This is a genomic window from Ketobacter sp. MCCC 1A13808 (genome assembly GCF_009746715.1).
GTDB lineage: Bacteria > Pseudomonadota > Gammaproteobacteria > Pseudomonadales > Ketobacteraceae > Ketobacter.
In genome coordinates this window covers 24,859-43,910 of the sequence record NZ_VRKW01000020.1, presented here as the reverse complement: position 1 = coordinate 43,910, position 19,052 = coordinate 24,859, and the positions used below count along the sequence as shown (strand labels likewise).

Annotated in this window: 18 protein-coding genes; 17 read left to right on the top strand and 1 reads right to left on the bottom strand. The window is 50.7% G+C overall.

Annotated elements, in window-relative coordinates; genetic code table 11:
* Nucleotides 1–34 precede the first annotated feature (34 nt).
* From FT643_RS21400 to FT643_RS21360, 9 genes are read left to right on the top strand one after another with little or no spacing between them, the layout of a single operon-like run.
* Complete coding sequence (locus FT643_RS21400) at nucleotides 35–493, top strand: SoxR reducing system RseC family protein (RefSeq protein WP_156873461.1); 459 nt, start codon at nucleotides 35–37, stop codon at nucleotides 491–493.
* Nucleotides 494–543: 50 nt separating this feature from the next.
* Entirely contained in the window at nucleotides 544–2,343 is a 1,800-nt protein-coding gene (gene lepA, locus FT643_RS21395; protein WP_317622096.1) for a translation elongation factor 4, read from the top strand.
* Nucleotides 2,344–2,346: 3 nt separating this feature from the next.
* Nucleotides 2,347–3,096: a signal peptidase I gene (lepB, locus tag FT643_RS21390; protein ID WP_156873460.1), complete on the top strand. Its 750-nt coding sequence runs from the start codon at nucleotides 2,347–2,349 to the stop codon at nucleotides 3,094–3,096.
* 30 nt (nucleotides 3,097–3,126) lie between these two features.
* Nucleotides 3,127–3,504, top strand: coding sequence for a DUF4845 domain-containing protein (locus FT643_RS21385; protein WP_156873459.1), 378 nt, complete (start codon nucleotides 3,127–3,129; stop codon nucleotides 3,502–3,504).
* Nucleotides 3,505–3,512: 8 nt separating this feature from the next.
* Nucleotides 3,513–4,244 (top strand): ribonuclease III, encoded by a 732-nt coding sequence (gene rnc / locus FT643_RS21380; protein WP_156873458.1) that lies wholly within the window; start codon nucleotides 3,513–3,515, stop codon nucleotides 4,242–4,244.
* Nucleotides 4,245–5,159, top strand: coding sequence for a GTPase Era (gene era / locus FT643_RS21375; protein ID WP_156873457.1), 915 nt, complete (start codon nucleotides 4,245–4,247; stop codon nucleotides 5,157–5,159).
* The gene (gene recO, locus FT643_RS21370) at nucleotides 5,146–5,871 is read left to right on the top strand and encodes a DNA repair protein RecO (RefSeq protein ID WP_156873456.1); all 726 of its coding nucleotides are present in this window, start codon (nucleotides 5,146–5,148) and stop codon (nucleotides 5,869–5,871) included. Before era ends, recO begins: the two co-directional genes overlap by 14 nt.
* Nucleotides 5,868–6,605, top strand: coding sequence for a pyridoxine 5'-phosphate synthase (gene pdxJ, locus FT643_RS21365; RefSeq protein WP_317622095.1), 738 nt, complete (start codon nucleotides 5,868–5,870; stop codon nucleotides 6,603–6,605). The genes recO and pdxJ overlap by 4 nt, the downstream gene beginning before the upstream one ends.
* Nucleotides 6,602–6,979: a holo-ACP synthase gene (locus FT643_RS21360; RefSeq protein WP_156873455.1), complete on the top strand. Its 378-nt coding sequence runs from the start codon at nucleotides 6,602–6,604 to the stop codon at nucleotides 6,977–6,979. Before pdxJ ends, FT643_RS21360 begins: the two co-directional genes overlap by 4 nt.
* Here the strand turns inward: FT643_RS21360 and FT643_RS21355 are convergent.
* Complete coding sequence (locus FT643_RS21355) at nucleotides 6,976–9,768, bottom strand: response regulator (RefSeq protein ID WP_156873454.1); 2,793 nt, start codon at nucleotides 9,766–9,768, stop codon at nucleotides 6,976–6,978. The two genes, FT643_RS21360 and FT643_RS21355, sit on opposite strands and share 4 nt — an antisense overlap.
* Before the next feature lie 264 nt (nucleotides 9,769–10,032).
* Between FT643_RS21355 and cysM the strand changes: the two genes are divergently transcribed.
* The 8 genes from cysM (at nucleotide 10,033) to FT643_RS21315 (ending at nucleotide 19,038) form a co-directional block, all read left to right on the top strand.
* The gene (gene cysM / locus FT643_RS21350; protein ID WP_156873453.1) at nucleotides 10,033–10,923 is read left to right on the top strand and encodes a cysteine synthase CysM; all 891 of its coding nucleotides are present in this window, start codon (nucleotides 10,033–10,035) and stop codon (nucleotides 10,921–10,923) included.
* Nucleotides 10,920–11,699 carry a 3'-5' exonuclease gene (locus tag FT643_RS21345; protein WP_156873452.1) on the top strand — a complete coding sequence of 260 codons (780 nt, stop codon included), beginning with the start codon at nucleotides 10,920–10,922 and terminating at the stop codon, nucleotides 11,697–11,699. Before cysM ends, FT643_RS21345 begins: the two co-directional genes overlap by 4 nt.
* A gap of 41 nt (nucleotides 11,700–11,740) precedes the next feature.
* On the top strand, nucleotides 11,741–13,075 hold the full coding sequence (rlmD, locus tag FT643_RS21340; RefSeq protein ID WP_156873451.1) for a 23S rRNA (uracil(1939)-C(5))-methyltransferase RlmD: 1,335 nt from the start codon (nucleotides 11,741–11,743) through the stop codon (nucleotides 13,073–13,075).
* Nucleotides 13,076–13,087: 12 nt separating this feature from the next.
* On the top strand, nucleotides 13,088–15,355 hold the full coding sequence (relA, locus tag FT643_RS21335) for a GTP diphosphokinase (RefSeq protein ID WP_156873450.1): 2,268 nt from the start codon (nucleotides 13,088–13,090) through the stop codon (nucleotides 15,353–15,355).
* On the top strand, nucleotides 15,336–16,181 hold the full coding sequence (mazG, locus tag FT643_RS21330) for a nucleoside triphosphate pyrophosphohydrolase (protein WP_156873449.1): 846 nt from the start codon (nucleotides 15,336–15,338) through the stop codon (nucleotides 16,179–16,181). Before relA ends, mazG begins: the two co-directional genes overlap by 20 nt.
* Nucleotides 16,174–17,166 carry a GTP 3',8-cyclase MoaA gene (gene moaA, locus FT643_RS21325; RefSeq protein WP_156873448.1) on the top strand — a complete coding sequence of 331 codons (993 nt, stop codon included), beginning with the start codon at nucleotides 16,174–16,176 and terminating at the stop codon, nucleotides 17,164–17,166. Before mazG ends, moaA begins: the two co-directional genes overlap by 8 nt.
* A gap of 79 nt (nucleotides 17,167–17,245) precedes the next feature.
* Nucleotides 17,246–17,773 carry a molybdenum cofactor biosynthesis protein B gene (gene moaB, locus FT643_RS21320; protein WP_156873484.1) on the top strand — a complete coding sequence of 176 codons (528 nt, stop codon included), beginning with the start codon at nucleotides 17,246–17,248 and terminating at the stop codon, nucleotides 17,771–17,773.
* A 59-nt stretch (nucleotides 17,774–17,832) separates the two neighbouring features.
* The gene (locus tag FT643_RS21315; protein WP_156873483.1) at nucleotides 17,833–19,038 is read left to right on the top strand and encodes a molybdopterin molybdotransferase MoeA; all 1,206 of its coding nucleotides are present in this window, start codon (nucleotides 17,833–17,835) and stop codon (nucleotides 19,036–19,038) included.
* Nucleotides 19,039–19,052: the final 14 nt, after the last annotated feature.

Sequence of the window (19,052 nt, the reverse complement as noted above, 5' to 3'; positions counted from 1 at the left end):
GTATTCCTTATATGTATTAGGCTCCCCCGTTTCGATGATTGAAGAAATTGGCAAAGTAGTGGCTTTGGACCGTAATGTTGCGTGGGTTGAAACTGTGCGCACGTCGGCGTGTGACAGCTGTTCAGCCAAGTCCGGTTGTGGTCATAGCGCCCTTGCAAAATTAGGCCAGAACCATGTGCACATGCAGGCTCTCAGTAACTTGATCCTGAATGTGGGTGATCAGGTGGTGGTGGGTGTGCCCGAAGACGTAATGATGAAAAGTTCTGTGCTCGCGTATCTGATGCCATTGTTGGGTATGATGTTCAGCGCCCTAGTTGCGGAACAACTTGGCGCGGGCGATTTGCCCACGGCTTTGGCCGGGGTGTCTGGGTTGGCGCTCGGGTTTCTGTTACTCCGCTGGCATTTTCATAAAAATCAACATGATGAGCGTTATCGGCCGGTGGTTTTGAGGCGAATATATTCATCTAATGCATCCCCCTGTGAAAATCGGTAGAATTGCCGCTGTTTTCCCAGCCACTCCTACATCTGAAGTAAAGCGCACCTGTGACCGATATAAGCCATATTCGTAATTTTTCCATTATTGCCCACATTGACCACGGTAAATCTACCTTGGCCGACCGATTAATCCAGCTTTGTGGTGGCCTCACCCAGCGTGAAATGGCAGCGCAGGTGCTGGATTCCATGGATATTGAGCGAGAGCGGGGCATAACGATCAAAGCCCAGAGCGTGACGCTTTATTACAAATCACTGGCGGGTGAAATTTATCAACTGAACTTCATTGATACTCCCGGTCATGTGGATTTTTCATACGAGGTGTCGCGTTCTTTGTCCGCTTGTGAAGGTGCTTTGCTGGTGGTGGATGCCGGGCAGGGCGTGGAAGCGCAATCAGTGGCGAACTGTTACACCGCAATTGAGCAAGGGCTGGAAGTGATGCCAGTGCTCAATAAAATCGATTTGCCGCAGGCTGAACCGGACCGGGTAGCGCAGGAAATAGAGGACATCATCGGAATAGAAGCCACCGATGCGGCTCAGGTGAGCGCCAAAACCGGGCTTGGAGTGGAAGATTTGCTTGAGCGTCTGGTAAATGTTATTCCGGCGCCCGTGGGTGATCGGGAGGCGGATCTGCAATGTCTGATTATCGATTCCTGGTTCGACAACTATCTGGGCGTCGTGTCGCTGATCCGGGTTAAAGAAGGCCGCATAAGAAAAGGCGAAAAGATTCTGGTGAAGTCCACCGGTCGCGTGCATATGGTCGATGCAGTTGGCGTATTTACACCGAAACGCCTTGAAACTGACGTGCTGGAAGCCGGTGAAGTAGGCTTTCTGGTGGCGGGTATCAAGGACATTCACGGTGCGCCTGTAGGTGACACGTTAACCAGTTCGAAAACCCCGGATGTACCCAGCTTGGCGGGTTTCAAGCGTGTTAAACCCCAGGTCTATGCCGGGTTATTCCCGGTAACCTCGGATGACTACGAGCGGTTTCGGGATGCCCTGGACAAACTCAGCCTGAATGATGCGTCGTTGCATTTTGAGCCGGAAACGTCCGATGCACTGGGCTTCGGTTTTCGCTGCGGCTTCCTGGGAATGTTACACATGGAGATCATTCAGGAGCGGCTTGAGCGGGAATACGATATCGATCTAATCACCACCGCACCGACGGTAATCTATGAACTCTTGCTAAAAAGTGGCGAAGTAATACAGGTTGATAACCCGTCAGATTTACCGGATCCGTCGAAGGTGGAAGAGTTTCGTGAACCGGTTGCCGATGTGACCATTCTGGTACCGCAGGAATATCTGGGCAACGTCATTACACTTTGTGTCGAAAAACGCGGAGTACAGAAAAACCTGCAGTTCATGAGTAACCAGGTTTCGGTGCAATACGAAATCCCCCTGGGGGAAGTGGTGCTGGACTTATTTGACCGTCTTAAATCCACGAGCCGTGGTTACGCTTCGCTGGACTATTCATTTAAACAGTTCGCAGCAAGCCATCTGGTGAGGGTCGATGTGATGATCAATGGCGAGAGGGTGGATGCTCTTGCCGTAATTTGTCATCGTGATCAGGCTGAATACCGCGGTCGGGCCCTGACTGAGAAGATGAAAGAACTGATTCCAAGGCAAATGTTCGATGTGGCAATCCAGGCCTCCATCGGCAGCAAAATTATAGCCCGGCAGACAGTAAAGGCTCTACGGAAAAATGTGTTGGCAAAATGCTATGGCGGCGACGTGAGCCGGAAACGCAAATTGCTGGAAAAACAAAAAGAAGGCAAAAAGCGTATGAAACAAGTGGGACGGGTAGAAATTCCCCAGGATGCGTTCCTTGCTGTACTGAAAGTGGATAAATAAGTAATGGATTTTGATTTTGCTATTGTTTTAGTGTCTTTGGTGGCGTTTACCGGTCTCTTTTATTTTCTCGATCTCTTCTACTTCAGTCGACATCGTTCCGAAGGAGAACCGCCACCGCAATGGCTGGAGTTCCCAAAATCGTTCTTTCCTGTGCTGGTGATTGTCCTGGTATTGCGCTCTTTTCTTATCGAGCCGTTCAAGATTCCCACCGGTTCTATGATTCCCACGTTGCTGGTGGGCGATTATATTCTGGTAAATAAATACGCGTACGGCCTGCGTGTGCCTATCCTGGGTACGGAAATCATCCCAATCGGTAAGCCGAAAACCGGCGATATTATGGTTTTCAAGTATCCTGAGAACCCCAGTATCAACTACATAAAACGTGTGGTGGGGGTTCCGGGGGACGAAATTCGCTACGAAAATAAGACTATTTATGTGAACGGGGTCGCAGCTTCCCAGATATTAGAAGCTCAGCTACCGCCAAGCCAACCGCAAATTAAAATCTATAATGAAACATTAGGCGGTGTGGAACACGACATAATGGTCACTCTGGATCGTCCTACTGAGGCTCCACGAACCTGGATAGTGCCGGAAGATCACTATTTTGTATTCGGTGATAACCGGGATAACAGCCGTGATAGCCGGTTCTGGGGGTTTGTCCCGGACCAGCTTGTGGTGGGCAGGGCGTTCGCGATTTGGATGCACATGCCGGGTTGGGTGCCAAGCTTTGAGCGAAACAAATTTGTCGAATAACAAATGAATTAAGAGTAAGAGGCGAAGACTATGCGTGTGAATAGAAAACAACAGATGGGTTCTTCCACTTACGCCACACTGTTCCTGATACTGGCGTTGATTTTCGCTGCGGTGACAATCATGAAGCTTTGGTCTCCCTATTACGATGACCTGGCAGTAAAAACAGCGATCAAGAATATTGCAGAAGAAGACGCCACGCGCTCCATGGCCCCTAAAGAAATCCGTAAAACGATCAACAAGCGTTTGCAGGTAAACAATGTGCAGCTGGATGCAGAAGAGGTGGTGATTTCCAAAGAAGACGGCATGGTAAAAATCGACGTGGTGTATGAGCGTAGAATTCCGATGTACGGCAACATTGACGCTATGGTCAAGTTCCATCACGAAGCGAGTTTTTCAGCAAAACGCTGACCGTTAATATGCATAATAGTTATTTAGACTTGCAGCCTGCCCTTGGCTATCAATTTCAGCAGCCCGATCTATTACAGCTCGCCCTAACCCACCGTAGCCACAATGGTACGCATAATAGTGAAAGAATGGAGTTTTTGGGTGACTCCATTTTGAATTTTATTATCGGGGAGGCTTTGTTTGAACAGTTTCCGGATGCGCGGGAGGGACAATTAAGTCGCCTCAGGGCGAGTTTGGTTAAGGGGGTTTATTTGACCCGTGTTGCCAAACAGCTTGGGTTAGGGCCTTATATCTTACTCGGACCCGGTGAATTGAAATCCGGCGGCAGTCGTCGGGATTCGATTCTGGCCGATGCGGTGGAAGCGATTATTGGTGCCATGTATCTGGATGCGGGGATGCCTTCCTGCAAGCGCCAAGTGTTGGAGTGGTATGCCGACCGGCTCAAAACCTTGTCGCTGGAGGATACGACCAAAGACAATAAAACCCGGCTGCAGGAATGGTTGCAGTCCCGTAAACTTGCTTTGCCCGGCTACGAGATTGTGGATATCGGCGGGCAATCGCACTCGCAACATTTCGAAGTCGAGTGCACGGTTTCTGAGCGCGGCTTAGTGTTTCGTGGCAAAGGCCAAAGCCGGCGACAGGCAGAACAGATTGCCGCCGGAAAAATGCTGGCTGAATTGGAAAATGCCGGGAACCAAGATGCAACGCTTTCTATTGAAACTGACCCTGGAACGGATAATTAAATGACGGATTCTGATGTCAGCAACCAGTGTGGTTATGTCGCAATTGTAGGTCGGCCCAATGTGGGAAAGTCCACATTAATGAACCATCTGTTGGGTCAGAAAATCAGTATTACATCGCGCAAGCCTCAAACTACCCGCCATCGTGTTATCGGCATTCGTACCGAAACCTCTGTACAGGCTATTTATGTGGATACGCCGGGTATTCATGAAAGCGAACCCAAGGCGATTAATCGGATGATGAACCGGGCTGCCACCGGCTCGGTAAAAGACGTCGACGTGATTGTGATGGTCGTGGATGGCTTGAAGTGGAATGACGGTGATGATTACGTGTTGCGTAAACTGATGTCCAATCCTACCCCGGTGATTCTGGCCATTAACAAAGTTGATACACTGGAAGAAAAACAAAAGTTGCTGCCGCATATAGAGGTCTTGTCAGAGAAAAGAGACTTCGCGGCTATCGTGCCCATATCTGCGTTGCGCAATCAGCAATTGGATGCTCTCGAAACTGAAATATTCAAACGTCTACCGGCAGGTGAGCATTTCTATAGCGAAGATCAGGTAACCGACCGATCTACCCGCTTTCTGGTGGCAGAAATCGTACGTGAAAAATTGATGCGGCAGCTGGGTAAGGAGTTGCCTTATTCCTGCTCCGTGGAAATCGAGGAATTCGAATACGACAAAAAGCAGATTTGCCATATCAGTGCCCTGATACTGGTTGAAAGATCCAGTCAGAAACGTATTGTAATCGGTGACAAGGGGGATCGGCTGCGAAAGGTAGGTTCTGATGCCCGTACCGATATCGAAACGCTTATAGAATCCAAGGTCATGCTCAAGCTTTGGGTCAAGGTAAAAAGCGGCTGGTCTGATGATGAGCGGGCGCTGCGTAGCCTGGGCTACGACGATGGCCAATACTAGCAGCGATACTGGATTTTTGCTGCATAGCCGGCCATTCCGGGATACCAGCCTGATCGCTGATTTCTTTTTACGGGATCACGGTCGTGTCTCCGTATTGTTTAAAGGTGTAAGAGCGTCGGGCAAGCAGGGTGCGAAAGCGCGCATGTTGCAGCCATTCTCCCCCTTATTGGTCCGCTTTCAGGGCCGCAACGAATTGCGAACCGGGCTGCAGGTAGAGCCTGCGCAGAACGGTTTTGGTCTGACCGGATCTCAACTCTATAGCGGACTGTATCTTAATGAGCTATTGGTGCGCTTACTTTATAAAGAAGAGCCTTCAATCGCCCTTTACGACTATTACTGGCAAGCCTTGGTGAATTTGCAGTGCGGTGCGCTGGAACCTACGTTACGTATTTTTGAGCATCAGTTGTTAGCCGAGCTGGGTTATGAGCTGGATTTGCACCTGGATAGCAGCGGTGAGCCAATTCATTCGCAACGGCTGTACTTATACCAGCCGGATCAGGGTTTTGGCGCGATTGCAGTGCGACCCCGTCACGGTGATTTCAGTGTACGTTGTTTTAGCGGGGCCGAGCTACTTGCAATTCAGCGTAACGAGTATGAAGATAACGACGTTCTGAAAGCCGCCAAACGGCTCAGTCGCTTGGCGTTGCAACCCCACCTGGGGGATAAACCTCTGCGGAGCAGAGAATTGTTTACTCAATTGAGGCAATCGTGACCAATTCCAAATTAATTTTATTGGGTGTGAATGTGGACCATGTGGCGACGCTAAGGCAGGCGCGCGGTACCCGTTATCCGGACCCTGTGCAAGCGGCGTTGCTGGCGGAAGAAGCCGGCGCTGATGGTATTACGATACATTTGCGCGAAGACCGCCGCCATATTCAGGAGCGGGATGTTCACTTGATGATGGAGACGTTAAATACCCGGATGAACCTGGAGTTGGCGGTTACCGACGAGATGATTGGTTTTGCCGAGTCAGTGCGTCCGCCGTTGTGTTGTCTGGTGCCTGAAAAAAGGGAAGAGCTTACCACTGAAGGTGGGCTGGACGTAGCGGGTCAATTATCACGGGTCCGTGAAGCGGTTTCACGACTCAGCGCTGCGGGATGTGAGGTCTCTCTGTTTATTGATGCGGATCCGAAACAAATTGAGGCGGCAACACAGGTCGCGGCCCCTGTTATCGAGTTGCATACCGGTCGGTATGCCGAATGCAGTGGCCAGCAGCAGCTGGATGAACTAAATCGTATTGTTGAAGGTACAAAGCTGGCGCAAGAGCTGGGCTTGACCGTGAATGCCGGGCATGGGTTGTATTACCATAATGTCATTCCGGTTGCCGCGATACCCGGGATAAATGAATTGAATATCGGCCATGGCATTATTTCCCGGTCGATGTTCACCGGGCTGAAGGCGGCGGTACAGGATATGAAGCAATTGATGCTGCAAGCCCGCCAATGATTATCGGTATTGGCACCGACATTGTTTCAGTGCAGCGTATGCGTGATTCAATGGAGAAAATGGGGGCGAAGTTTCCCAAACGCCTTTTGACAGAGCCTGAATACGACGAATTTGTGGCTAAAAAGAACGGCCCGGCCTTTCTGGCTAAACGCTTTGCCGCCAAAGAAGCCTTGGTTAAAGCATTGGGTACCGGCTTTGCCAAAGGCATTACCTGGAAACAAATAACGGTTCGCAATGATGGCTTGGGTGCTCCGTTTCTTGAGTTAAGTGGAGCCACCCAGGAAAAGGCCAATGCTTTGGGCGTCACTCAAATCCATTTGTCGTTGTCGGATGAGCAGGCGCAGGCCGTTGCGTTTGTGATTCTGGAAGGTTAAACCTCGCTGGCAGGCAGGTCTGCTTCCATATCCCGGTGCTCTTTGCACCACGTCACTACCCGATCCAGTTCTTTCAACAACGTTTCAGTCAAGTTGTCGACTAATTCGAAGGTGCCCAGCTTCAATGCTTCTTCCAGGGTGTGTGAGGCATCCTGCAGGAATGGGACTCCAGTGTAGCGGGTCGCCCCGTGCAGTTTGTGCACCACTTCCTGAAGATTGACGTAATCCTGTTTGGCGGCGCAATCGGCAATCACCTTGCGGTCGTTGTGCAAGGACGCAAACAGCATCTCCAGCATTTCTTCAGCTAATTGCGCTTTGTTGTTGGCGAGTTTTAGCCCGAGCATCATATCCACTGCGTCCGCTGAGCCCGCGCTTATACTATGCGGGTTTCCTTCCATGGTGGCGTTGTGCAGATTAACCCCGGTCCATTTCTGAACGATGTGAATTAACTGGGATTCATTGATCGGCTTGGTGACATAATCATCCATACCGGAATTGAGCAGGTTGTGTTTTTCGCTCGCCAGGGCATGTGCGGTCACGGCAATGATCGGAGTATGCTTGTCGGCGGCTTCCATCGATCGTATCCGGCGAGCGGTTTCCACTCCGTCCATCACCGGCATCTGAATATCCATCAGGATCATATCGAAGTGGGTTTGCTCAATGTGTGATAGGGCTTTCATGCCGCTCTCACAGGCGGTGACCGAAACGTTCAGGTCTTCCAGCAATGCACACAGTAATTTCAGGTTGGCAGGATTGTCGTCAACGGCAATGACTTGTATTGACTCTGCAGTGGTTCCGGATTGCGGGTAGCTGGGTTCTTCCCGTCCCGCATGGGGAGTAACAAAGGCATCGGATTGCAAAATCCGTCCCAATACCTCATAGGCGCGTTGCTGACATAAGGGTTTGGTAATCAATGGGAGTGGCCGTTCGCCAAGAATATCTGACAAGGCGGTTTGATCGGCCGGGTTGGCGTGCAAAATCAGTGGCACTTGTTCGTGATTGATACGGTACAAGTTGGCAATATCTTCGTACATTGGAGTCTGTGCGTTAATTCCGATTATAAACGCGTTGGGCAAACTTACGGTATCTGCTTTCAATAATGCCCTGACTTCGCTTAAATCGGAGTATTCGATGACTTCTACTTTGCGTTTTTGCAGCGTATTTCGCAGGGTTCCGCGTACGGTGGTGTTGCTGTCGTAAATCGCTATCTTGCACGTTTCGTTGATTAATAAAGGTACAAAATGCGATTCCTTATTATTTACCCTGGCGCGGAAGGTAAACCAGAAAGTGGATCCCTTTCCGGACTCGCTCTCCAGTCCGATTTCGCCGCGCATTTGTTCCACCAGGTGTTTGGAAATGACTAATCCCAGACCGGTCCCGCCAAAGCGCCGCGCGGTGGTTGTATCGGCCTGGCGAAAAGCACTGAACAAGGCGCGTTGCTGTTCTTTGGTCAAGCCTATACCGGTGTCCGTGACGGTGACTTTGATGGTGGCAACGTCGTCTTTTTTGTCGTCCAGCATCACGCGAATAACGACGTCACCGTGTTCGGTGAATTTTATTGCATTGTTGACCAGGTTGGTGAGTATTTGTTTCAGTCGAAGCGGATCACCAATGATGCCGATGGGGACATCTGAATAGAACAGGCTGACTTGTTCCAGGGATTTTTCGTGAGCAAGCGGGGCCAACATGGTGAGTACATCTTCAACCACTTCCTGAAAATTCAGCGGTACGTGATCTAAAATCAGCTTACCTGCTTCAATTTTAGAAAAATCGAGTATGTCATTGATAATGGAAAGCAGACTTTCAGACGACTTTTGAATCGTGTCCAGATAATCCCGCTGGGTCAGGCTGACATGGCTTTTCAAAAGCAAGTTGGTGAAGCCGATTATACCGTTGAGCGGGGTACGGATTTCATGGGACATGTTGGCCAGAAATTCCGATTTTATGCGGCTCGCCTCCAGCGCTTCCTTGCGTGCCAGATCCAGCTCGATATTCTGAATTTCGATGGTTTCAAGGGTTTCTCGCAGGTCTTCAGTGGCTTGGTCCACGTTTTGTTGTAATTCCTGCTGGCCTTCCATAATCGAATTGCCCAGATTGTTCAGGGCGGATTGTAGTTGCCGTAATTCGCCGTACGCATCTTCCGGTAAGCGGACTTCCAGATTGCCTTCACCCATCTCATTTAGGGCCGATTTAATGCGTTCAACCACGTCGCCTATGCGGGTGGAAAAACGCGTGGCAATCATACCGTTGATTACCAGCGCGACAATCAGCAGTAACAGCATATACAGGGTGCTGCGGTATTTTTCTATGATCAGGTTTGAACGGTCAATTTCCACTTCCAGCCAACCGGAATCCGCCTGGTCACCCGCCAAGGGGTGATAGGATGAGGCCGGATATATGGGATGTATGACACGCAGGGTGCTGTCTGTCCTACGACTAACGGATTCGGTGGTATGAGCCGGCGGTAGCAGTGGTACGCCCGTTGCCAGCGGTTGCATTTCGGGGCCTGCACGGGTTTGCAGTTCACCGTCATGGTCATAAATTGAGACCGAACGTACATTGTCTTCTTCCAGAATACGCTGGGCGTAAAACGGGATCGTGTGGCCCTGGCGTTGGGTCATGCTTTCGAAAATACCGTGAGAGAACGAGGCTGCGATCATTTCCCCTTGTTTTTCAAGGGATTGATCCAGTTCGTGGAAGCGCTGACTGAGCAGCAATAGCGCCAGAAAGACGCCGATAACAAGCACGGGAATGGTGCTGATCAGAAGGGCTCTGGTACGTAGGCCCATTTGTTTTCCAAGACTAAGACGGTTTGCTAATTTCACTTATTCTCGCTGGCGGCAATGACTTGGGTCGGTGTTCAGTATAAGCCATGATTGCGCCGGGGATTAACCCCGCATTGGCTGAGTTTGCAGGTCAAGAAGTACCTGTTTCCACTGTACTGACAGATTAAATTCGGGCCCAAAGATAGGCTCAGGCTTCAGTGCAGGGTACAATATGCCCCCATTTGAGCAAACATCATTTTTCGTTTTGTTAACCCGAATTGGAAATCAATGCATTATCCCACGATCGAAGACTTTGTAGGAAACACCCCGTTGGTGCGCTTGCAGCGCTTACCCGGCGATACCACCAATACGATTCTGGTGAAGCTGGAAGGTAATAACCCGGCGGGTTCGGTGAAGGACAGACCGGCACTCAGCATGATTCAGCAGGCAGAAAGTAAAGGCCTGATCAAGCCTGGCGATACCCTGATTGAGGCCACCAGCGGTAATACCGGGATCGCCCTGGCGATGGCGGCGGCAATCAAGGGCTATAAAATGGTGCTGATCATGCCGGATAACATGAGCGCGGAACGGCGTGCTTCCATGGCCGCGTTCGGCGCCGAGCTGGTGTTGGTCACCAAAGAGCAAAGCATGGAAGGGGCGCGGGATCTTGCCGATCAGATGCAGCGCGAAGGCAAAGGCGTGGTATTGGATCAGTTTTCCAATCAGGATAACCCCTTAGCGCATTACCAGGGCACCGGCCCTGAAATATGGCGTGATACTCAAGGCTCGGTCACCCATTTTGTTAGTTCCATGGGCACCACTGGAACCATTATGGGTACCTCCCGGTATCTGAAAGAACAAAATCCTGCTATTCAAATCGTCGGCTTACAACCGATCGAAGGCGCTTCCATTCCCGGGATTAGACGCTGGCCACAAGAATACCTGCCGAAAATTTACGATGCCTCAAAAGTGGATCGTGTAATCGATATTCCCCAGCAGGATGCGGAAGTGACCATGCGGGAATTGGCCTCCCGCGAGGGTATTTTCTGCGGAGTTTCGTCCGGTGGGGCGGTGGCGGGTGCGCTGATGCTATCAAGAGAAGTTGAAAATGCAGTCATAGTCGCTATTGTTTGTGATCGTGGTGATCGCTATCTCTCAACCGGTGTGTTCGACCAATGAATATCGTGGTATTTGATATTGAGACAGTACCGGATGTAGTGGGTGGTCGTCGTCTTTTGGATTTGCAGGGGTTAAGTGACGATGATACTGCCAAGGCAATGTTTCATTTGCGACGTCAGGAAGCCGGTACCGATTTTTTGCGTCACCATCTGCATCGTGTGGTTGCGATCTCTGCTGTGTTTCGGTCAAAAGGCGAACAAATTGCAGTGTGGACTCTGGGTGATGAAAACGCCGACGAAAAAACCATACTGGAAAAATTCTTCCATTTAATAGAACGCTATAGCCCGACTCTGGTGAGTTGGAATGGCTCCGGTTTTGATCTTCCGGTATTGCATTACCGGGCTATGCTGCACGGGGTAGCCAGCCCAACTTATTGGGACCAGGGACGGGAAGACCGCAACGCCAAATGGAATAATTATTTAAGCCGCTATCACGAACGACACACGGATTTGATGGATCTGCTTGCACTCTATAACAATCGCGCCTTCGTGCCGCTGGATCAGATGGCATCGCTGTTGGGTTTTCCCGGAAAAATGGGTATGGACGGGTCAAAAGTGTGGAGCGCGTTTCAAGCAGGCGATATCAAAGGCATTCGGGATTATTGTGAAACCGATGTCTTGAACACCTGGTTAGTCTACCTGCGCTTTCAATTGATTCGGGGTGATCTGCAGGAAGCAGAGTTCTTGAATGAATTGCAAATAGTGAAAGACTATCTGCAACGAGAAGCGCATCCGCATTTTTTAGAATTCCTGAAGCAATGGCAATCCGCAGAATAACTTGGGATTTTACTCAAGAAAAGACAGTAGGCAACACACATATGGCACGACGAAGACGTAAACAAAAACTGCCGACGGAGCCGGTGCTGATTGACATCACCGCATTGAGTCATGATGGGCGGGGGATCGGCCGTATTGACGGCAAGGCAACCTTTGTGGACGGCGCGTTACCTGGTGAGCAGGTGATGTTCGAGTATACGCAAAAGCGCAGTAGTTTTGATGAAGGGCGGGTGGTTGAATTGTTGACCGCTGCTGCGAACCGGGTGCAACCCCGCTGTGCGCAGGCGACCATATGCGGCGGCTGCAGTTTGCAACACCTTGATCCGCAGGCGCAGATCGAATCCAAGCAATCTGTGCTGCTGGAACAACTGGAACATTTCGGTGCTTTGCAGCCGCAGGCATTGTTGGCGCCAATGACCGGCCCTCACTATGGCTATCGGCGAAAAGCGCGGCTGGGCGTAAAGTACGTTCTGAAAAAAGAGTCGGTATTGGTCGGGTTTCGCGAGAAACGCAATAGTTTTCTGGCTGAAATCGAGAAGTGCCACGTGCTCGCTCCGGAAATCGGGTTGATTTTTCCGGAGATAAAAGCCCTTGTAATGAGATTGCAGGCGCGAATGGCCATTCCGCAAATCGAGGTTGCGAAGGGCGATGATGCTACGGCCATTGTTGTTCGTCATCTGGAGCCCTTGTGCGAAGAGGACCAGGCAGAGTGGGTGAAGTTCTGTCAGGATCATCAATTGCATCTGTATCTACAGCCCGCCGGACAGGACAGTATCCACAAAGTGTGGCCCGATGATGGCAATGTACGGTTGAGTTACCAATTGCCGGATTTTAATTTGACGATGCGGTTTCATCCGTCCGATTTCACTCAGGTGAATCAGGAAATCAATCAGCAGATGATCCGTGATGCTTTGCAATTAATGGATGTCCAGCCCGGTGAACGTATCCTGGATTTATTTTGTGGTTTGGGGAATTTTACGCTGCCGTTGGCGACTAAGGCAGCGACTGTAGTCGGTGTTGAAGGCGACGAAGCCATGGTGCAGCGTGGCCGCGAAAATGCGCAGTCTAATAACATCGACAACGTTGAATTTTATGCTGCGGACCTGACTAAACCGTTTGATGGTCAGCCTTGGGGGCAGGCCGGTTTTGATAAGATTTTGATTGACCCGCCCCGTTCAGGCGCGTTGGAAATTGTCGCTAAAATGACGGTGTTCAGGCCCAAACGTATTGTTTATGTCTCCTGCAATCCGGCTACCTTGGCGAGGGATGCAGGGGAATTGAAGAAGCAGGGGTATAGCCTGATCCAGGCCGGCGTGATGGATATGTTTCCCCATACCACGCACGTTGAATCCATTGCAGTTTTTGAACCGGAATAACAGGCCGACAATATGGTCACGGTACGTAACCAACAAGTAATTCGTGAAGACGGGAGTGTCGATCTGGATGCCTGGATTGAACGCCTTCACGATAAAGTCGAAATTACGGATGCTGAAGGTCTAAGAAGTATTGCGGCCTATGCACAGGAGCTGGAGCACAAGGTTCAGCGCCGAGAAACTATCTGGGCAGATAGCGCAAGCAGCTTCCGCTCGGGGCTGGAAATGGCTGAAATCCTGGCGGAACTGCACCTGGATACCGATGCGCTTAAGGCCGCGCTAATTTATCGTGCGGTCAGGGAAGGCCAGGCCACTCTGGGTGAGGTCAGCAAAAAAGCCGGCGGTAATATTGCCAAGTTGGTAGAGGGCGTGTTGAGAATGGCGGCGATTAGCGCCGTGATGAATCCGGAAAAGAAAGTGGTGCTGGGGCAGGCTACGGACCAGCTCGATAACCTGCGTAAAATGCTGGTAGCCATGGTTGATGATGTTCGGGTTGCTTTGATCAAGCTGGCCGAGCGGACTTGTGCGATCAGGGCTGTGAAAAATGCACCGGAAGAGAAAAAGCAGAAGGTGGCACAAGAAGTTTTTGATATCTACGCGCCACTGGCACACCGTCTGGGCATTGGTCATTTAAAATGGGAGCTGGAAGATCTTTCCTTCCGATACCTGCAACCTGATCCCTATATGCGTATCGCCAAACTATTGGACGAGCGGCGACTGGACCGCGACCATTACATCAATACTGTGGTTGGTCAATTACATACCGCGTTAGCTCGGGTGGGTGTGGATTCCGACATTAGCGGGCGTGCCAAGCACATCTATAGTATTTGGCGCAAAATGAAGCGTAAAAATATTGATTTCTATCAGGTCTATGACATTCGTGCCGTGCGGGTGTTGGTGCCGGATATACGCGATTGTTACGCTGCATTAGGGGTAGTGCATAATATTTGGCAGCACATTCCCCGGGAATTCGATGACTACATTGCTACGCCCAAAGAGAACGGTTACCGCTCGCTGCACACGGCGGTGCTGGGGCCGGATGGGAAAGTTCTGGAAGTTCAGATTCGTACTCACGATATGCATGATGAAGCAGAGCTGGGTGTTTGCGCTCATTGGCGTTACAAAGAAGGTAGCACCGGCAAATCCGGTAGCTACGACGATAAAATTGCCTGGTTACGCCAGGTTCTGGAGTGGCAGGAAGAGCTGGGTGACAGCGCGGTCAGCAGTGTGTTTTCGGAGTTCAGCGAGGATATTGTCGACGAGCGGGTCTATATTTTTACTCCGGAAGGCCACGTAGTCGATTTGGCTCAAGGCGCTACGCCTCTGGATTTTGCCTATCACATACATACGGAAGTAGGGCACCGCTGTCGGGGTGCAAAGGTTAACGGCCGTATAGTTCCGCTTAACTATCAACTTCAAACCGGTGAACAGGTCGAGATTTTGAAAGGCAACGAATCTCGCCCCAGCCGGGATTGGTTGCAATCGTCTTTAGGTTTTATTGGCACCAGCCGGGCACGAGCGAAGGTTGTGCATTGGTTTAAGTTACAGGATCGCGATCGGAATATTGAAGATGGCCGTGAGATTCTGGAAAAGGAATTCAAGCGTCTGGATGTGAACAAGGTGAATCTGGGCCAGGTTGCAGAAGGTTTAAACCTGCGCACCGCCGAAGATATTTACGCTGCGGTGGGCGCTGGTGATTTACGTATAAGCCAGGTACTCAACGGTATTCAGGAATTAGAAGGCGGTGAGCGTCAGCAAGAGCTCATTCCTCTGGATCTGCGAAAACCCCGGGTTAACCCGATCAATTCCGAATTCAGCATTAACGGCGTGGATAATCTGATGACCACCATTGCCGGCTGTTGCAAACCGGTGCCGGGGGATGAGGTGGTAGGTTACATTTCTGTGGGTCGGGGAGTGACCGTTCACCGCAGGCATTGCAAAGAGCTGCAACGCCTGCTGGAGGTGCATGGTGACCGCGTGGTGGATGTATCCTGGTCGGCCGATGCTGGCCGGACCTACCCCGTTGAAGTCTTTATTAAAGCCTATGACCGGCAGGGTTTGCTGCGGGATATCACGCATGTTCTGGCGGGCGAACGGGTGAATGTGACCGCGATCAGTACCTTGTCGAATCCATCTGATCATATGGCGACGATGTCGCTGACCATGGAGATTAACAGCCTTGTCTCGTTGGGCGATGTCCTGGCGCGCATTAATCAACTTTCCAATGTGATCGAAGTTCGGCGCTCACATCAGGGGCCCGGTGATGACCATCCTCGACATTGATTTGACGCAAGCCAGCCCGGTTGAGCGCATTCGCTATTTAATGGCGCGTTTGCGCCAACCTGAGATCGGTTGTCCATGGGATCAAAAGCAGGATTTTAAAAGCATCGCTCCCTTCACCATCGAAGAAGCCTACGAAGTGGCGGACACCATTGCCCGCGATGATTTTGCGCATCTGAAAGAAGAATTGGGTGATCTGTTTTTTCAGGTGGTGTTTTATGGCCAGATGGCGGAAGAGCAGGGCTACTTTAATTTCGATGAAGTGATGCAGGAACTGGAAAACAAGCTGGTGCGGCGTCATCCCCATGTATTCCCTGCCGGCACGTTGGAGAGCAAAATCCATTCCGGTCAACAGATCGAAGAGCACACCATAAAAGCCAGCTGGGAAGCGATTAAACATCAGGAAAAAGCGGAGAAGAAACAACTGGGGGAATCGTTGCTGGATACCGTACCGGGCGGTATGGCACCCGTGAAACGTGCCCACAAAATTCAGTCAGTGGTCGCCAAGAAAGGGTTTGATTGGCAAGATCCACAATTGGTAATGGATAAGCTAGAGGAAGAAATCCGGGAATTGGCGGTCGAAGTAAGAGCCTGCGCTCCGGTGGCGAAGATTGCGGATGAGTTGGGTGATCTGATGTTTTGTTGCGTCAATCTGGCCCGGCATTATAAGCTGGATCCGGATATGGTCATGATTCAAGCCAATCACAAGTTCGAAAAGCGATTTCGTTTACTGGAGAAATCATTGAAAGATCAGAGCATTAGCCTGGATGATGCCTCATTGGGTCAAATGGAACAGGAATGGCAAAAGGCCAAGCAATACGATGAATAGCCGTGTATTAGTCGATAAATTCGGACGTAAAGTGGACTATGTTCGCATATCGGTCACCGACCGATGTGATTTTCGCTGTGTCTATTGCATGGCTGAAGAGATGACCTTCCTGCCCCGCCAACAAATCCTGACATTGGAAGAACTTTATCGCATCGGAAAAGCCTTCGTTGATTTGGGCGTCAGGAAAATCCGCCTGACCGGTGGAGAGCCTTTAATTCGGCGTGATGTTTTAACCCTGGTGAAGCATCTGGGTTCACTGAACGATTTGCAACACCTGGTGCTGACAACCAATGGATCACAATTGCCCGTGATGGCCAAACCCCTGCACGAGTACGGCGTACGCCGGATCAATGTCAGCCTGGATAGCCTGGACCCGGAAAAATTTCGGCAGCTTACCCGCACCGGGGACCTGAAGCGCGTGTTGGCCGGGATCGATGCGGCCTCGGAGCAGGGGTTCGACTCCATTAAAATTAATACCGTGATTTTGAAGGGCAGGAATGACGATGAAATACTGCCCCTTGTGGAATACGCCCGTGAACGTCATCTGGACATCACCTTTATTGAGGAGATGCCTTTGGGGGCGATATCCGAACACGGTCGCAAAGAATGTTTTATGCCCTCCGCAGAGGTGCGAAAAATCATCGAGCAACGCTATCCATTGCAAACCCGCATCGAAAACAGTGGTGGTCCAGCGCGCTACTATGGCTTTGCTGACAGCCGCTCGAAAGTGGGTTTTATTTCTCCCCACAGTCATAACTTTTGTGGTGATTGCAATCGGGTTCGCGTGACCGCGGAAGGGCGCTTATTATTGTGCCTCGGTAATGAACACTCTGTGGATTTGCGATCGGTTGTGCGCAGCACGGACGATGACGAGATATTAAAACAAGCCATTATTAAGGCTATGGATCTGAAGCCTGAGCGTCATTATTTTGATTTGGAAGACGAACCCCAGATCGTACGCTTTATGAATATGACCGGCGGCTGATCCTGTTGCAGGGCAAGTCGTACCGGGTTAAGCAATCGAATTACTAAGGTGGAATAACGTGAGTGCATCTGAAGAATTTATGTCATTGAAAATAGCCGTTTTAACTGTATCGGATACCCGCGATGAAGACACCGATACCTCCGGCAATCTTCTGGTAGAAAGCTTGATTGCCGCCGGTCATGAGCTGGTCGAAAAGAAAATCACCACCGATGATATTTATAAAGTGCGCGCCATTGCGTCACAATGGATTGCCTCAACCGAAGTGGAAGTCATTTTAATTACAGGGGGGACCGGGTTCTCGGGCCGGGATTCTACGCCAGAGGCGATGTTGCCTTTGTTTGATAAGCAAATTGAAGGTTTCGGTGAACTATTCCGTCAGATTTCCTATAACGATATTGGCACCTCTACAATCCAGTCGCGGGCGGTTGGCGGATTAGCCAACCACACTGCCGTGTTTTGTATCCCCGGTTCCACTAACGCCTGTCGTACCGCTTGGGATGGCATTATTAAACAGCAGTTGGATGCGCGCCATAAGCCCTGTAATTTTGTCAAACTGATTACGGTGCATCGTGATCTGGTGGCTGCGGATTGCGAGACGCGTGGTTGAGAGAGACAGAACGAGCAGGTTCAAATAAAGTGAATCAAACTCAAAGTCGCCCCGGTTTAATGCCGGTTGATCTAGCCTTAGAAAAGCTGTTGGCGGATGCCCAGGTGGATCGGGCCATAGAAACCATAGCGCTGACCCAGGCTCTGGGGCGCGTGTTGGCACAGGATGTTCACTCCACTGTAGACGTACCTCCTGCACCCAATAGTGCGATGGACGGTTATTGCTTCCGGTTCCAGGATTACGCAGCAGACAAACCCCTTCCCGTTATACAACGTATTACTGCAGGCGCGGTCAGTGCACCGCTGCAAGCCGGTACGGCGGCCCGCATATTTACCGGTGCAGAGTTGCCTATTTATGCGGATACGGTGGTGATGCAGGAAGAAACGGTGGTGACGGAAAACGGGGATGAAGGGCCGCTGCTGCAGATACTGGAGCCACCACAGAAAGCCCAAAATGTGAGACCTCAGGGGCAGGATATTGCGCTCGATCAAAGGGTATTAAAGCAAGGTAAGCGTTTACGGCCACAGGAGCTGGGGCTGTTGGCTTCAATTGGCGTCGACTCGGTCAAAGTGTATAAAAAATTACGGGTGGCAATAATGTCGACGGGCGACGAATTAATTGAGCCCGGACAGCCACTGCAAGCCGGACAGATTTACAATTCTAATCGCTTTACCCTGATTGGATTACTGGAAAATCTGGGTCTGGAAATTTTGGACCTGGGCATTGTCGCAGATGATTTACAAGATACTCTGCGAGCGTTGAAGCGTGCCACGGAGGCGGATGTTATTATTAGTAGTGGCGGTGTATCGGTAGGGGATGCAGATCATGTCAAAAGTGCACTTCAGCAATCGGGTGATCTGGCCTTTTGGCATCTGGCGATCAAGCCCGGAAAGCCATTCACCTATGGACGTGTGGCAGGAACGCCCTTTTTGGGTTTGCCTGGCAATCCGGCAGCGGTATTCGTCACATTCTGTCTTCTGTGTCGACCCTGGCTGCTAAAAGCTCAGGGGGCAGATAATTATGCCCCTCTTTCCATGTCGGTTCCGGCTGCATTCAGTATTAATAAACCGGGGCGCAGGCAAGAGTACTTGCGCGCGCGATTAGTACCGGGTGATAACGGTGTGCACGCAGAAATTTATCCCAATCAAAGCTCCGGCGTGTTGTCCTCCGCAAGTTGGGGTAATGGTCTGGTCGAAATTGCTATTAACACCACGGTTGGAAAAGGGGATATGGTGAGGTTTATCCCCTATGAAAGCTTTAGTTAAGCCGGCGTACTGGA